The sequence below is a fragment of the Streptomonospora litoralis genome (assembly GCF_004323735.1).
GTDB lineage: Bacteria > Actinomycetota > Actinomycetes > Streptosporangiales > Streptosporangiaceae > Streptomonospora > Streptomonospora litoralis.
This window is the reverse complement of sequence record NZ_CP036456.1, coordinates 15126-28951: the sequence shown is the minus strand read 5'-3', so window position 1 is coordinate 28951 and position 13826 is coordinate 15126. Positions and strand designations below refer to the sequence as shown.

Annotated in this window: 23 protein-coding genes; 21 read left to right on the top strand and 2 right to left on the bottom strand. The window is 71.5% G+C overall.

Going from position 1 to position 13826, the window contains the following annotated elements; all coding sequences use genetic code 11:
• The first annotated feature begins 7 nt into the window (after positions 1-7).
• From EKD16_RS24690 to EKD16_RS24645, 12 genes are all read left to right on the top strand, one after another.
• Entirely contained in the window at positions 8-550 is a 543-nt protein-coding gene (locus EKD16_RS24690) for a hypothetical protein (RefSeq protein ID WP_131102957.1), read from the top strand.
• Positions 551-566: 16 nt separating this feature from the next.
• Entirely contained in the window at positions 567-824 is a 258-nt protein-coding gene (locus tag EKD16_RS24685; protein WP_131102956.1) for a hypothetical protein, read from the top strand.
• 2 nt (positions 825-826) lie between these two features.
• On the top strand, positions 827-1150 hold the full coding sequence (locus EKD16_RS25900) for a hypothetical protein (RefSeq protein WP_207391636.1): 324 nt from the start codon (positions 827-829) through the stop codon (positions 1148-1150).
• A gap of 3 nt (positions 1151-1153) precedes the next feature.
• Complete coding sequence (locus EKD16_RS24675; RefSeq protein ID WP_131102955.1) at positions 1154-1999, top strand: class I SAM-dependent methyltransferase; 846 nt, start codon at positions 1154-1156, stop codon at positions 1997-1999.
• Positions 1996-2610: a glycosyltransferase family 32 protein gene (locus tag EKD16_RS24670; RefSeq protein WP_131102954.1), complete on the top strand. Its 615-nt coding sequence runs from the start codon at positions 1996-1998 to the stop codon at positions 2608-2610. Before EKD16_RS24675 ends, EKD16_RS24670 begins: the two co-directional genes overlap by 4 nt.
• A complete protein-coding gene (locus EKD16_RS24665) occupies positions 2604-3155 on the top strand; it encodes a hypothetical protein (protein ID WP_131102953.1) in 552 nt (183 codons plus the stop codon). The genes EKD16_RS24670 and EKD16_RS24665 overlap by 7 nt, the downstream gene beginning before the upstream one ends.
• Entirely contained in the window at positions 3152-3859 is a 708-nt protein-coding gene (locus EKD16_RS24660; protein ID WP_131102952.1) for an FkbM family methyltransferase, read from the top strand. The genes EKD16_RS24665 and EKD16_RS24660 overlap by 4 nt, the downstream gene beginning before the upstream one ends.
• Positions 3856-4524: a hypothetical protein gene (locus EKD16_RS24655; protein WP_131102951.1), complete on the top strand. Its 669-nt coding sequence runs from the start codon at positions 3856-3858 to the stop codon at positions 4522-4524. The genes EKD16_RS24660 and EKD16_RS24655 overlap by 4 nt, the downstream gene beginning before the upstream one ends.
• A 10-nt stretch (positions 4525-4534) precedes the next feature.
• Complete coding sequence (locus tag EKD16_RS25600) at positions 4535-4693, top strand: hypothetical protein (RefSeq protein WP_165498694.1); 159 nt, start codon at positions 4535-4537, stop codon at positions 4691-4693.
• Between the two features lie 11 nt (positions 4694-4704).
• Entirely contained in the window at positions 4705-5712 is a 1008-nt protein-coding gene (locus EKD16_RS25595) for a UDP-N-acetylglucosamine--N-acetylmuramyl-(pentapeptide) pyrophosphoryl-undecaprenol N-acetylglucosamine transferase (RefSeq protein ID WP_165498693.1), read from the top strand.
• A gap of 5 nt (positions 5713-5717) precedes the next feature.
• On the top strand, positions 5718-5891 hold the full coding sequence (locus EKD16_RS25590; RefSeq protein ID WP_165498692.1) for a hypothetical protein: 174 nt from the start codon (positions 5718-5720) through the stop codon (positions 5889-5891).
• A 117-nt stretch (positions 5892-6008) separates the two neighbouring features.
• The gene (locus EKD16_RS24645; protein WP_131102950.1) at positions 6009-6656 is read left to right on the top strand and encodes a DUF4352 domain-containing protein; all 648 of its coding nucleotides are present in this window, start codon (positions 6009-6011) and stop codon (positions 6654-6656) included.
• Here the strand turns inward: EKD16_RS24645 and EKD16_RS24640 are convergent.
• Positions 6646-6933 carry a hypothetical protein gene (locus EKD16_RS24640; RefSeq protein WP_131102949.1) on the bottom strand — a complete coding sequence of 96 codons (288 nt, stop codon included), beginning with the start codon at positions 6931-6933 and terminating at the stop codon, positions 6646-6648. The two genes, EKD16_RS24645 and EKD16_RS24640, sit on opposite strands and share 11 nt — an antisense overlap.
• A gap of 164 nt (positions 6934-7097) precedes the next feature.
• Here EKD16_RS24640 and EKD16_RS25585 point away from each other — a divergent pair, with 164 nt between their 5' ends.
• The 9 genes from EKD16_RS25585 (at position 7098) to EKD16_RS24605 (ending at position 13363) form a co-directional block, all read left to right on the top strand.
• Positions 7098-7238 carry a hypothetical protein gene (locus tag EKD16_RS25585; RefSeq protein ID WP_165498691.1) on the top strand — a complete coding sequence of 47 codons (141 nt, stop codon included), beginning with the start codon at positions 7098-7100 and terminating at the stop codon, positions 7236-7238.
• Positions 7235-8416: a methyltransferase domain-containing protein gene (locus EKD16_RS24635; protein ID WP_131102948.1), complete on the top strand. Its 1182-nt coding sequence runs from the start codon at positions 7235-7237 to the stop codon at positions 8414-8416. Before EKD16_RS25585 ends, EKD16_RS24635 begins: the two co-directional genes overlap by 4 nt.
• A 59-nt stretch (positions 8417-8475) precedes the next feature.
• A complete protein-coding gene (locus tag EKD16_RS24630; RefSeq protein ID WP_131102947.1) occupies positions 8476-9732 on the top strand; it encodes a helix-turn-helix domain-containing protein in 1257 nt (418 codons plus the stop codon).
• Between the two features lie 120 nt (positions 9733-9852).
• A complete protein-coding gene (locus EKD16_RS24625; protein ID WP_131102946.1) occupies positions 9853-10062 on the top strand; it encodes a hypothetical protein in 210 nt (69 codons plus the stop codon).
• A 74-nt stretch (positions 10063-10136) separates the two neighbouring features.
• Positions 10137-10391: a hypothetical protein gene (locus EKD16_RS24620; protein ID WP_131102945.1), complete on the top strand. Its 255-nt coding sequence runs from the start codon at positions 10137-10139 to the stop codon at positions 10389-10391.
• Positions 10388-10681: a hypothetical protein gene (locus EKD16_RS24615; protein ID WP_131102944.1), complete on the top strand. Its 294-nt coding sequence runs from the start codon at positions 10388-10390 to the stop codon at positions 10679-10681. Before EKD16_RS24620 ends, EKD16_RS24615 begins: the two co-directional genes overlap by 4 nt.
• Before the next feature lie 455 nt (positions 10682-11136).
• Positions 11137-11313 (top strand): hypothetical protein, encoded by a 177-nt coding sequence (locus tag EKD16_RS25580; protein ID WP_165498690.1) that lies wholly within the window; start codon positions 11137-11139, stop codon positions 11311-11313.
• A 107-nt stretch (positions 11314-11420) separates the two neighbouring features.
• On the top strand, positions 11421-12356 hold the full coding sequence (gene hemC, locus EKD16_RS24610) for a hydroxymethylbilane synthase (RefSeq protein ID WP_242677496.1): 936 nt from the start codon (positions 11421-11423) through the stop codon (positions 12354-12356).
• Positions 12357-12367: 11 nt separating this feature from the next.
• The gene (locus EKD16_RS24605; protein WP_131102943.1) at positions 12368-13363 is read left to right on the top strand and encodes a hypothetical protein; all 996 of its coding nucleotides are present in this window, start codon (positions 12368-12370) and stop codon (positions 13361-13363) included.
• Positions 13364-13554: 191 nt separating this feature from the next.
• On the opposite strand, the gene EKD16_RS24600 is transcribed toward EKD16_RS24605, so the two are convergent.
• On the bottom strand, positions 13555-13776 hold the full coding sequence (locus tag EKD16_RS24600) for a hypothetical protein (RefSeq protein ID WP_131102942.1): 222 nt from the start codon (positions 13774-13776) through the stop codon (positions 13555-13557).
• Positions 13777-13826 lie beyond the last annotated feature (50 nt).

Sequence of the window (13826 nt, the reverse complement as noted above, 5' to 3'; positions counted from 1 at the left end):
GATCCCCGTGCCCTACCCACAGTGGTTCGCCGGCATGACACTGACCGCTGACCGCCTCAACGCCTCCCGGATGAAGATGGTCGTCGCGTCGGAGAACCAGGAGGTGGCCGAGTCCACGAACCTGGTGGCCTCCGAGATCGTCATCCCGCTGGAGTCCGGGGCGACGTACTGGTACCACCTGGTGCTCACCTACTCGGCGCGCAACACCAACAACGACACCGAGGGCGGCGGCATCCGGTGGAACTGGCTGGTGCCGACGGGGACGACGGCGCCGCGCCAAATCGCGTGCCTGGATGTGCAGACGAACTCCGGCATCAGCCTGACCTACGGCGGCACGGTCACCATGCGGTCCCCCGCCACCAGCACCGAGATCCGCGCCGAAGGGTCCGGTGTGAACGACTTCCTGTCCGCGCACGAGTACGGGTCCATCCAGGTCGGCGGCTCCTCGGGGTCCGCGGTGCTCCAGTGGGCCCAGTGGGCCGCCCACGCCGAGGCCACCGTCCTGCGGGGCGCCACCCGCACCCGCTGCTTCTACACCCGTGTCCAATAACCCTTGAGGAGGAGTTGTGGCTGTTCCCGACGGCGCGACCAGTGTCGTGTACTCCATCAGCACGGTCGACGACGAGCCCTATCTCGACCTGACCTTCGAATTCGCGATCGGATCCGGGGGGCGCGGCGAGATCGCCGACGCCGCCGCGCAGGCGGCCGCCGACCACGTGCTCGCCGAGCTCGCCGCGACCTACCCGCAGGCTCAGGTCCGCGCTGAGCGCACCTACACCGGCAGCGTGCCCGGCACCACCTGGCCGGCCCCCGAGGAGGCGTGACTATGGCCCTGCACCAGCAGCCGCGCGTGGGCGCGACCGTGCACTATGTCGCCCGCGGTTCCGCCGACGGCCGGTTCCCGCCCGTATGCCGGGCGGCGGTGGTGACCGCGGCCGGCCACTACGACGGCCTGGCGACCACGGTGGACCTCTGCGTCCTCAACCCGACCGGTTTGTTCTTCCACGAGACGGTGCACTACAGCCTGCCCGTCGCCGACGCGGAGGGCGTCTTCCCCGGCCACGCGAAGGGCCGCTGCGACGGCGGCGCCTACGCCGCCGGGGGCACTTGGCATCGCATCACCGACGGCGACACCAGCGAGGAGGCATAACCCATGACGACGAGGACGAGCGTGATCGACGCCGGGGTGGTGACCGAGTGGGCGCGCAGCAAGCGCCACACCGGGCAGACGGAGCTGTCGGCGTGCCGCCGGCTGCGGGCCCTGGCCGCCTCCGTGCCCTCCGGCCAGGCGATCGTGGAGCTGGGCGTCTACCGGGGGCGGGCCACCGGGTGGCTGCTCCTCGGGGCGCAGGAGGGCCACGGGGCCCACGTCACCGCCGTCGACCCGTGGGGGATGCGCCGCGACCACTACAGCCCCTACTCCGGCACCTACAGCCATCCCGCCACCTACCAGGCGTTCAAATCCCACATGGACCGCATCGACGCCGGCCCGGAGGTGCTGACCGTCAAGAGGGGCTATGCCCGCACGACAGGAGCCAAGTGGCGCGGTCCCGCGGTCGGGCTGCTGGTGCACGACGCCGAACACACCGGCGCGGCCGTCGCGGCCGACCTGCAGGCATGGGTGGAGCACCTGGCCGACGACGCCGCAGTGGTCGTGCACGGCGCCGCCGAACCCGGCGTGGTGGCCGCGACAGCGCGTGTGCTGGGCACCGGCTACACCGCCGGGTGGCGCTACACCGGCCCCGACGGGTGGTCCTACGACGAGCCGGTGCTGATCCCGTGGACGCGGCGGCCCGGCCGCCGCGGCCTGGTGGTGGCCCACCGCGACCCCGCCCTGCTGCGGCCCGCAACGCCGGCCGTCGAGGACGATCCCGGTGGTGAGGAGGAGGCGGCGCCCGCCGATGAGGGCCCGCAGCAGCCGGAGCCGGCCGACGGCGACACCGGGCAGGGGCAGGCCGGCAGCGGCCGCGAGGACGAACCGGAGGACGCGTGGTCATGATCCCCCGGCTTATCCACCGCATCTGGCTGGACGACCCCATGCCTGACCAGGTCGCCGCCAACGGCCGGGAGTGGGCCCGGCTGCACCCCGACTGGACCGTGGTCAACTGGCAGGCCACCAGCGCGCTGCCGCCGCTGGCCAACCAGGACACCTTCGACCAGGCCGCCGCCTACTACCCGGCCGATTGGAAACGCTTCCGCGCCGACCTGGTGCGCCTTGAGATCCTGCGGGAGCTGGGCGGGGTCTACGCCGACACCGACACGGTGCCGCGCCGCAGCCTGGACCCGCTCCTGCAGGAGCGCAGCTGCGTGGTGGCCTACAGCCCGCAGCACATCCGCGGCGAGCACCCGATCACGAACTGCGTCATGGCCGCCGCCCCGAACCATTCCTTCATCGGCGACCTCGTCGACCAGTTGCCGGACGCGCTCGCCGCCTACGGGCACCGCCCTCTCGCTCAATCCATCGGGCCGTGGCACCTGACCCGCACCTACCAGAGGCGGTTCCGGGACGACGTGATCGTGCTCGATTCCGAGGACATGTTCGGCGACCAGGGGTGGGTGGAGCACTACTGGAACAACGGGCGGCGCCGTCGCGGGGAGGCGACATGGTGAGGCGCGTGTTCGTGTTGTGCACCGGCCGGTGCGGGTCGGTGACGCTCGCTCGCGCCTTGCAGGCGCACGTCCTCAGCCACACGGTGGGGCACGAGTCCCGCGCCCACCTGATCGGCCCCGGCCGGCTGGACTACCCCGAGGGCCATGTGGAGGTCGACAACCGGCTCTCCTGGTTCCTGGGCGAACTCGGTAAACGCTTCGGCGACGAGCCCACCTATGTCCACCTGACCCGGGACCCCGAGCAGGTGGCCGCCTCCTACGCCCGGCGCTACGGGGTGCGCGCCGGCATCGCCCCGGCGTATGCGTCCGGCATCATCCGCGCGCGGTCGCCGCGCACCGACGCCGAGCGGCTGGCGGCCGCCCGGGCCTACGTCCGCACGGTCACCGCCAACATCGAGGCGTTCCTCGCCGACAAGACGCGTGTGGTGCACATGGGCATCGCCGCCCCCGAGCCGGGCCTGTCCCGGTTGTGGGACCTCGCCGAGCTCTCCGGCGACCGCCTCGCCGCCGCCGACGCGCTGGAACAGAGGCACAACGCATCATGACCCGACCAGTACTGCAGATCACCGCGCACGGGGCGCGGGTGCGCATGCGCGACACCGGCGGCAAGATCTCGCGCTGCATGCGGCGCGGTGTGCCCTACGAGCGTCCGCTGCTGGAGCACATCTATCAGCAGCGCTTCACCGGTGTGGCGGTGGACGCCGGCGCCAACATCGGCAACCACACGCTCTGGTTTTCCCAGGTGTGCGGGTTGGACGTGGTCGCGTTCGAGCCGCTGCACCATGAGCTGCTGGCCGAGCACGTCCGGATGAACCGCGCCCAGAAACGGGTGCGGATCGAAACGGTGGCGCTGGGCGACCACACCAGCACCGCGACCCATGTCGGCAAGGGCCGCCTGGACCCCGACGCCTCGGCCGAACCCAGCGCCGAGCCCGACGTGGCCGCCGGGCAGTGGATCGGCTCTGGTGCGAACCTGCCCGTGCGCACCCTGGACAGCTACCAACTGCCGGACGTGGACGTGATCAAGGCCGACATCGAGGGGATGGAGGCGATGATGCTGGCGGGGGCACGGGCCACGATCCGCCGGCACCGTCCGGTGGTCTTCGCCGAAGAGTGGGGCCGGCCCGAGCACGAAGCGATCGCGAGCGTCCTGCACCCGCTGGGCTACGCCTTGACGCGGCGCTTCTCGGGCAAGGGCTCCCGGACTCCGGTGGGACGGTGGGACTACACGGCAGGAGGCGCCCGGTGAAGCCGCGGGTGTCGGTGGCGATCATGGCGCATCCCGACCGCAGCCGGTTCATCCCTGAGCTGGTGGATCGCCTCGACCGGCCCTCCAACGTGGTCTGGGACCGGTGGGGCGACCGGTGGGATACGGGCCGGCGGGCCATGCTCGCCTACTCCCCCACCGCCACGCACCACCTGGTCGTCCAGGACGATGCGGTGGTGTGCCGGGATCTGGTCGCCGGAGTGGAGCGGGCGCTGCGGCACGTACCCGCTGAGCCGGGCGCGCCGACGCCGCTGTGCCTCTACACCGGCCGGGTGAAGCGGTTCCGGGCGGCGGTGCGCCGCCATGTCGGCAGCCGGCGCGTGTCCTGGCTGGCGATGCCCTCGATCTACTGGGGCGTGGGCGTGGTCATGCCGACCGGGCTGATCCCCGACCTGGTGGCGTGGGGCGACGAGCATCCCGAGACCGCGAACTACGACTCCCGCATGGGCCAGTGGCTCCAGCGCCAGGGCATCACGGTGTGGTATCCGTGGCCGTCGTTGGTGGATCACCGCCACTCCCCCAGCCTGGTGCCGGGCCGCAGTTCGGCCGCTTCTCGCCACGCCTACCGGTTCGTCGGCGCCAACGCCTCCGCGCTGCGGCAGCCGTGGAGCCCAGACGTCGCCCACATCCCGCACTGGAAAGACTGAGGAGGTTGTGATGCCCTACGACATCCGCAAACGCGGGCAGAAGTGGCAGGTCGTGCGCCGCCGTGAGGGCGACAAGCCCCAGCAGACGATCGGCACGCACACCACGAAGGCCGGGGCCCAGCTGCAGCGGTCCGCGGTGGAGGCCCAAGAGCGGAGGCGCCGACGGTGATCCACTTCTGCATGAACTCCACCAGCTGGGACGAGCAGGCGGACACCATGGTCGCGGGCGGCCAGCTCGACCGGTACTTCCGGCCCGTATGGGACGCGCTGGAGGCCATGGGGGTGCCGTATTCGGTGGGGCGCCAGCCCGCCCGCGACGCGGTCAACGTCTACCCCAACAACCGTTCGGCCTACGCGCCCGGATCCCAGCGCAACGACCGGGAATCGGTGGGGGTGAGCCACGGGCTCGCCGACAAGGGGTACCGCCAGCAGTACCGGTTCTTCCGCCACGTGCTGCTGCCGGGGCCGGGGTTCGCCGAGGTGCTGCGCCGCACCCGCTTCCCTGAACGCAAACTCCACATCCTGGGCTATCCCAAGCTCGACCCGCTTCTCAACCACCAGGTGGCCGGCCCCGAGCGCGATGACCGCATCCGGGTGGTGTATGCCCCCACCCACGGCGGCGGGTCCGAGCGCTGGCCCGAGGGCAACCGGGCCGCGCCCGGCGCGGGCGCCACCTCGTGGTGGCACCGCGACGAGGTGACCGCCCTCCTCGACGAGGACGCGTTCGACGTGGTCACCGCGCCGCACCCGCGTCACTCCCCCGGCTGCCGGGCCACATTCGAGGAGTACGCGGGCGCCGACGTGGTGATCGCCGACGGCGGCTCCACGATCTACGAGGCGTGGGTGCTCGGCATCCCGGTGGTGCTGCCCGCCTGGTTGACACGGGCCCGCAACGAGACCCGTGACAGCGGCCGGACTCTGGAGGCGCGGGTGTACAAGCGCGGGCTGGGCTACCAGGCCGATGCGCCCGGCGAGCTGGCCGATCTGGTGCGGCGCGCCGCCGGCGAGGGCATGCGCCCAGCTGAGACGGAGTTCGCCGAGACCATCGTTCCCACCGAGCTGCGCGGCGCCGGCGGGCAGGTGTGGGCGGAGTTCCTCGCCCATCTGGAGGATCGCTCCCGGCCCGCGCCGTCGCGCCGGGTGCCGCCGCAGCCGCGCACCCGCGCCGCCACCGCAGGGCGGAGGTGATCCCGATGGCCGACGAGACTCGCGCAGCGACCCGCATCGAAGCGTTGGCGAACGCGCGGCGCCTGCTGATCTGGGCTGAGGGCGAGACCGATCTCGCGAAAATGGAGCGTTTCACCGAACTGGGCAACTCGTGGATGGGGATGGCCGAGATCATCCAGGACGGCGACGGCCCGGTGTGAGTTGTCGTCCGGGGGTGGCCTGAGGTGGCCACCCCCGATCCGCCGTATCCGCGCGACGAGTGTCACCGCCTGTGTGTAGCGTTCCTGACCTCAACCCCCAGCACCGAGGAGCAGGTCATGGCCTACGGCAACTACCCGCCGCCCCCGCCGGTCCCGAACCAGCCGCCGTCGCGGGGCGGGCTGACCACCGGCAGCAAGATCGCGCTGGGGTGCGGTATCGCCGCGATCGGCGGGTTCGTGCTGATGATGGCCGGGTGCATGGCGTTGGTCGTCGCCTCCCCCAGCGGCACCTCCCCTGATCCGGGCGCGCCGCCGGCCGCCGACAACAACGACGAGGGCGGCGGCGCGGGGGATGGTGAGGAGTCCGGCGGCAGCCACGTGGTGGGTGACACGGTTTCGCACGGTTCGTGGGACATCACCGTGACGTCGGTGGAGCAGGGCATCGCCCAGATCGAGGACGACTTCGGGCTCACCGAGGAGGCCAGCGGCCAGTTCGTCGTGCTGGAGGTCGAGGCCGTCAACACCGGCAGCGAGGGCGAGTACTTCGAGCCGAGCAACCAGGTGCTCATGGATCCCGGCGGGTCGATGTACGAGTACAACATCGGCGCGACCACTGGTATCGACAGCCTGGAGAAGATCAACCCCGGCGGGCAGGTGTCCGGCAGGATCGCCTACGACGTCCCGGCCGACTTCGAGCTGGACCACATCCTCGTCAACGGAGAAGGGGCCTTCGCCGACGGGGTGCGTGTGGACCTCAAGAAGTGACCGCCTGCACCAGCCACACCAGGGCGGCGATCAGCCCGAGGAGTACGGCGGCCGCCACCACGTAGCCGCCCAGGTAGCCGATCCGGTAGCAGCCCGGCGACGCCCGACGCGCCTGCTCTGCGCGGGCGTCGCGCTCGGCGACGACCAGCGCCGCCTCCCAATACGCCGCGTCCGGCGACGCCGGCCGCTTCCTGGCGGGGAGGCGGCGCAGCGCACGCCCGATACGCGGGTCCTCGTACTCGACGAGCGTGCGGGCCCGCAGCGTGTGGTCCTCCACTCCAACCTCCTTCGCCGACGGGGTGGGCAGGAGTGTCGCAGACCGACGACTCGGAGGAGGGCGCACCTGGTGGCCCGGTGACCACGATCGGACACATGCCGTGACAGGCGTTGCCCGCCGGGTTACCGTCCAGGAGACCGGATTCCCCCTCCCCTACGGAGGCCATGATGGGCAAGCACGGCAACCAGGACAAACCCACCGACTCCCACGGCGGCAGCGACGGCGACGGCCAGCAGCCGTCGCGCCACGGCTCCGGCGAGCCCGCGCCCGACCAGGGCGGCGACGGCCAGGACCCCAACAGGTGACGCCGCCGGGGTTGTCTCTGGCGCGGCTGCTGAGTGCGCGCGGCGTGGTGCAGGACCCCGCCTGGCACCGCGCCCTCCTCGCCGTCGACCGGTCCGCGTTCGTCCCGGACACCGTCTGGGTGCGCTCCGGGGCGGACCCGGGCGGCTACGACCTGTTCACAGCGCGGCCGCGCACCGACCCCGACGTGGCCCGTTGGATCAGCGAGGACTACGCCCTGATGACCCAGGTCGATGACGGGCGCCCAGCCGGGCCCGGCGGGTCGGGCATCGTGCCGACCAGCTCGATCTCGCAGCCATCGCTGGTGGTGCGGATGCTGGAGGCGCTGGATGCCCGTGATGGGGACACGGTGCTGGAGGTCGGCACCGGCACCGGGTACAACACCGCGCTGTTGTGCGAGCGGTTCGGTGATCAGTCCGTCACCAGCATCGAGGTGGATCCGGCCGTGGCGGAGGACGCCCGAACCCGGTTGCACGCGGCCGGGTACAAGCCCCGCCTGCTCGTCGGCGAGGGCGCCGACCCGCCGCCGGGGCCCTATGATCATGTGCTCGCGACCGTGGCCGCCCGCAGGGTGCCGCCCGCCTGGGTGGCGCAGACGCGCTCCGGCGGGACGATCGTCACCCCGTGGGGGCCGGGGTTCACCTCCGCAGCCCTGCTCCGGCTGGAAGCCAGCGAAAAGGCGGCGCGGGGCCGGATGGTGGGAGATGCGGCGTTCATGTGGCTGCGGGACCAGAGACAGCAGGTGCGGCCCTGGCGGGAGTTCGTCAACGAAAACGACCCGGAGGCGGTCACCGAGTTCCGCGCGTTGAACCCCCGCGTGGTAGCCGACCGCTCCCCGGGGTGGGGCGTGGTGCTGGGGTGGTTGGTGCCCGACCTGGCCTATACCGCCTTCGAGGCCGCTGAGGACAACGTGGAGGCGGCGGGAGAGGCCACCGTCTACGTCTATGACCGGGCCGGATCCTGGGCGTTGGCGGAGTACGAGCCCGGCGGCGGCCCCTACGAGACCCGGCGGGGTGGTGTACGTGACTTGTGGGGCGAGATCACCCGAGCCCGGCAGGTGTGGTGCGAGACCGGCCGGCCGGGCCGCGACCGCCTCGGGGTGACGGTGGGCGCCGACGGTGGCCACACGCTATGGGTCGACCGCCCCGAGCAGGCGATCGCCGCTCGCCCCGGTCCCTGACAGCGCGAAATCCCCGCCCTATCCTGGAAACGCGCTGACCAGAAAAGGACGGGGACACCATGGACTACTCTACCCAACCCCCACACGGCGACGACGACGCAGCCGCGCAGGAATCCATCAAGGACCGCGTCGTGGAACTGCGGAAACGCCGCGGTCTCACCCAGGAAGTTCTTGCGGAACGCGCCGGGCTCAGCGTGCAGGTCATCCGCAAGATCGAGCAAGGCGGAAAGGTCCGCATGGAGACCTACCACGCCATCGCTCGTGTTTTCGGGGTCCGAACCGTGTGGTTCACCTCCCCGGAAACTCCCGACCCCACGCCCGCCCACCACCGCGACACTGTCCTTTTCGACATCCGCACAGCGATCAACCCGCCAGCCGGACTCTCCGGGCGGCTCTTCAGCATGGACAGTTCACCGCCGAATCTGCCCATGCTGGAATCGGCCGTTGCCAGCATCGCGAACGCCTACCAGGAGAACGAGTACGATCTCGTGGCGCGGGTCGCGCCCGCTGCGGTCCGCTCCGCCCACGCCCACGTGAGCGTCCTCGACGGCGACCAGCAGCGGGCGGCGGTGCGTCTGCGTGGAGACGCCCTGCAGCTCACCGGCCGCTACCTGGTGCAGATCCGCGAGCACGACCTCGCCTTGATTGCCCTGCGGGACGCTCTGTCCGATGCGATACGGGTCGGAGACCAGGCGTTGGCTGCCGCGGCCATCGGGCAGCAAGGGTGGGCGCTGCTGCGGCAGGCACGGTTCACCGAAGTCGAGCACCTGTGCATGACGACGGCCGAAGAGATCGAACCTCGCATGTCTCGCGCGAGCCCGGACGAACTCGCGGCCTGGGGGTATCTCCTGATGCGTGCCTCGGCGGCGGCGGCGCGCAACAACCGCAGTGAGGAGGCCGCTGACATCCAGTCGCTGGCGGCCTCCGCTGCAGCCCGGCTCGGGACTGATCGCGACGCGGCCGGCCACATGCGTTTCGGGCCGGCCACGGTCGGGATGAACGGCATGCAAAACGAGCTGATCGCAGGCAATCCTGATGTCGCGTTGGAGATGAGCGCCGGCCTGAACGTCGATGGCGTGACGCCCAATACCCGCCAGCGGCATGAGCTGGATCAGGCCAAGGCGCGGGTTCTTGTCGGCGACGCTGACGGGGCTGAGGCAACGTTGCACGATCTGCGTGCCGACGCCCCGGAATGGCTGCGCCAGCAGCGCGCCGCCCGCGAGATCGCTGAGGACATTTGGGACGCAACCCGGAAGAAGCGGAAACCCTCACAGGAACTTCGTGATCTAACCGAATTCCTCGGGGTGCCCCTATAGGTACCACGGTACGTGGCAGTTTTGAGCGGAGCGCGGTAGAACTACCGCGCTCCGCTTCTGTTTGCGCTGGTTAGCCGCGAGTAGCGTCACCATCGAACGACACATCGGAGTGGTGGCTGCATGGACAACCGCATGGCAGAACGCGACGCATTGCACGGCCCGTGGCCGACCGAGGCCGAGATTCTTCAGACGGAGTTCCCGGACTGGGAGATCTGGCGTGACGTGCGCGAAGACGGCACCCATGGCGACTGGTGCGCGAGTAGCGGCGAGACCCTGCTCAGGACAACCACCTGCGACGAGTTGCGCGGAATGCTGCGCGAACAACCGTAATACCGGAATTCAGGTGGCGGGCGGGCGCCAACCACAACCCGCCACCGACAACCGTGAATCCGTGAAGGAGTGTAATGCCTCCGCTTCGACCCCAACAAGACGACGGTCACGCCCGCTTCTGGAGTGTCTGGCGCTCCTACGACGACGCCGGCCAACCGGCCGCCTGGTGCGCATCCAAAAAGGCGGGAGCACCCGCCGAGTGGGCGCCGACGCTGCATGCCCGCACGCTGGCGGAGTTGGAGCAGCAGATGTCGGCTCCCCCGCGCGCGGTCAGGCTCGGCCCCTCACCGGAGGCGCTGGCCGCCCACGCCGCAGGGATGTGCTCATGAGCGAGGAAACGTACCGGTACCTGGGTGGCGGGCAGGGGCGCGTCGCCCTGCCTGAGGACATGCAGGAGACCTACGGCGACGTCTGGGACCTGCGCCGGTACCGGTGGAGCGGCGGCGAGAACTGGCGGGCGCAACGCCACCAGGAGTCGCCACTGGAGGCCGTCGAGTTCGGAGTTGTCGACGACTACGCCGGCTGGTCCCGGCCCGAGCTCATGTGGGACTGGCTGCGGGAGCAGGCCGAGGCCATGCAGGCGTTCGAGCGCGCGGCGACGGATCGCTCTACCGCCTGAGGGCCGCAGTCGGCCGCGCGTCGGGGGAGGACCCGCCACGGGAGCCCGGCGCGCGGTCCCCCACGCCGCCCTGTCCCCTCGCAGCAGGGCGGCCCCGCCCCACTTGGTGCCCTCCGGTGGGGCGGGCCCCTCCCCACAAGGGGCCGGAGTGAGGGACCCGGCCCCTGTCCCGCTGCGGATCCGTGGCCGCAGCACCCGCCCCGCCCCCGCACTCGCCCGCCCGCGGGGGCGGGGCGGCCCCTGAGCGCCGGGTCCACCCCGTCCCTCCCCACTGATCCGCGGTGGTGGACCCGGCCGGCCCCGCCTCTTCTGGTATGCGCTGCCGAGGGGCGGGGCCGCTGTCCGGCCGTACCGGGGGGTCCGCCTCCCCGGCATGGCTCCCTTGATCGCCTCTGCCCGGTCTGACGGCGCGCACCGGGCAGAGGCCCCACCCTTCACGAGAGAGGAACCCCGCGGTGACGACACCCGACTGGCCCGCCGGAGAGTGCACCTACCGCTGGGGCGGCCATGATTTCGTGCGCGGCCGCACCGAGGAGCGCGATCGCGGCAACGGGCTGACCGATGTCACGATCCATTACCGGTGCCGGTGCGGTGCGACACGGGAGGACAAAGAGGTCCGGCCGACGCCCTGATACGGATCCGTCGAAGCCGTCGACTGTCCTGGTGTGTGCGGCCGGTGGACTTCACCGACCGATACGCTACCCGCATCCAATACCACACGTGTACAGGATGTGACAAGGTGTCAGCACAAGTTGTTCGTGTCGGCTCCCGCGGCAGCCACCTCGCCAAAGCCATGGTCGCCGAAGTGACCGCGCCGCTGCGCGAGGCCCACCCCGGCATCACGTGGAAGCAGCACACCGTGATGACCTCCGGCGATCGCGACCGCAAGTCCAGCCTCACCGACCTCGGCCGCTCCGAGGTGAGCGTGTTCGCCACCGCTCTGGAGGACGCGCTGCTCGCCGGAGAGATCGACATCGCCGTGCACTCGTTCAAGGACCTGGCGACGGCGCCGACGCCGGGCACCGCCATCGCCGCGCTGCCGCGGCGCGGCGACCCGCGCGACGCACTGTGCGGAACCCCCTTGGCCGACCTGCCCGTCGGCGCCCGCGTCGGTACCGGCTCGCCGCGCCGCGTCGCCCAACTCCTCGCCCTTCGGCCCGACGTGGCGACGACGCCGATCCGCGGCAACGTCCCGCCTCGCCTGCGGCGCGGCCGCGAACTCGGGCTCGCCGGGGTCGTCCTCGCCGCCGCCGGCCTACGCCGGCTCGACCTCGGCCACGAGATCACCGAGGCGCTGGATCCCGACGCCTTCCCGCCCTCGCCCGCCCAGGGCGTGATCGCCGTCCAGGTCCGCGAGACCGACACCGACCTATACGCCCTCGTGGCGGCGGTGCATGACGAGGCGACCGCAGCAGCGGCGACAGCGGAGCGGTCGCTGCTCGCCGAACTGCACGGCGGGTGCAGCGTCCCGGTCGGCGCGCTGGCTACCGCGGACGGTGACCGGCTGCGCCTCGTCGCGCAGGTGACCAGCCTCGACGGCACCACTGCGCTCCGCACCGCCCAGGCCGCCACGCTCGCTGAACCTGCCGACCTCGGCAAGAGGGCGGCGACCGCCCTGCTCGACCAGGGCGCCGAGAACATCCTCGCCCAGATCCGGGAGACACCCGCACCGTAGGGAGAACCACAGTGGACACACGCCCCTCACCCCTGCCCGACACCGAGCCCGTCACCGGCTCCAGCCCCGTGCGCGCCCGCCCGGCGGTGCGCCGGTTCCTCCACCGCGAGCCGCTGCTGCCCGCCGATTTGTGCATGCCGCTGCTGGTGCGCCGCGGCGAAGCGGCGTCCCCGGTCCCGACGGTCACCCTCGACCAGGTCGGGGCAACCGTGCGCGAACTCGCGGGCCTGGGTGTTGGGGCGGTGAAGATCTTCGCCGAAGGCACCCGCGATGAGAACGGCGGCGACGCCGCATCGGCGGCCGCGCCGCTGATCCACGCCATCCAGGCCGCCAAGGACGCGGCGCCGGACCTGGCGGTGATGACCGAGACGTGCCTGTGCTCCTACACCGCCGCCCGGGTGTGCGTGCTCACCGACGACCACGGCCGCTACGACCACGCCGCCACTCTCAACGTCCTCGGGGAACAGGCGCTGCGTCAGGCCGAGGCCGGCGCTGACATCCTGGGGCCGGCCGCGATGGTCGACGGACTGACCGGCCGGGTTCGCGACGTGCTCGACGCCGCCGGATACCGCGACGTGGCGCTGATGCCGCACCTGATCATGACGAGCCGCATGTATGACGGCTACCGCGCGGCGATGAACGCCGCACCCAAGGGCAACCGGGCAGCCTTCCAGGTCCACCCGTCTCGGCCCGAGCAGGCGGTGCAGGTCGCCCGGCGGATGGTCGAGGAGGGCGCCGACATGATCCTGCTGGAGCCCGCGCTGCACACCATCGACCTGCTCGCGCGGCTGGTAGCCGATGACCAGGTCAGTGTGCCGCTGGTGCCGTTCTGCGTCTCCGGTGAGTGGGCGCAGCTCACCCACTCCGGGACGCGGCTGCCGGTCGACTACATGGCCGACCTGATCGAGCGGTTGACGATGTACCGCCGCTCGGGCGCTGCCGCGGTCATCAGCTACAGCGCGCCCGAGGCGGCGCGGGAACTCGTGCAGATACCGCACCCGCGGTGAATGCTCGTCGCCTGTTCCGCATTCGCCGAGCACGGGCCGCCACAGGCTGTGGTGTTCAAGGGAGTCGTCGGGCAGGCAGGGCAAGCGGTGCTCTCCGGGGCTCGGTGAGGGGGTTCTCGGCTGCTAGCGGCTGAGGTCCCTCCCTCTGCAGGCGTGAAGCCCTCTACCTGCGGGTGGGGGCTTCGTGCTGTTCAGGGCGACCATCCCCGCCACACCCACACGTGCGGATCCTCCCCTGGCTCGGGTTCGTAGACGGCTCGCGCCGCCGGATCCCGCGGGTGTGTCCGCGGGCCGTCGACGATCATCATGGTGCCCCACGCGGCCGTGTCCGGCCCCAGGTCGGCGAGTGTGTGCTCCTGCACCTCGCCATCCAGCGGACCTCCGTACAGCGTCACCCGCACCGTCTCGCTCATACCTGCCATCGTGCCTGACCACCCGCTGATCCATCGGGAATGGCCGCACG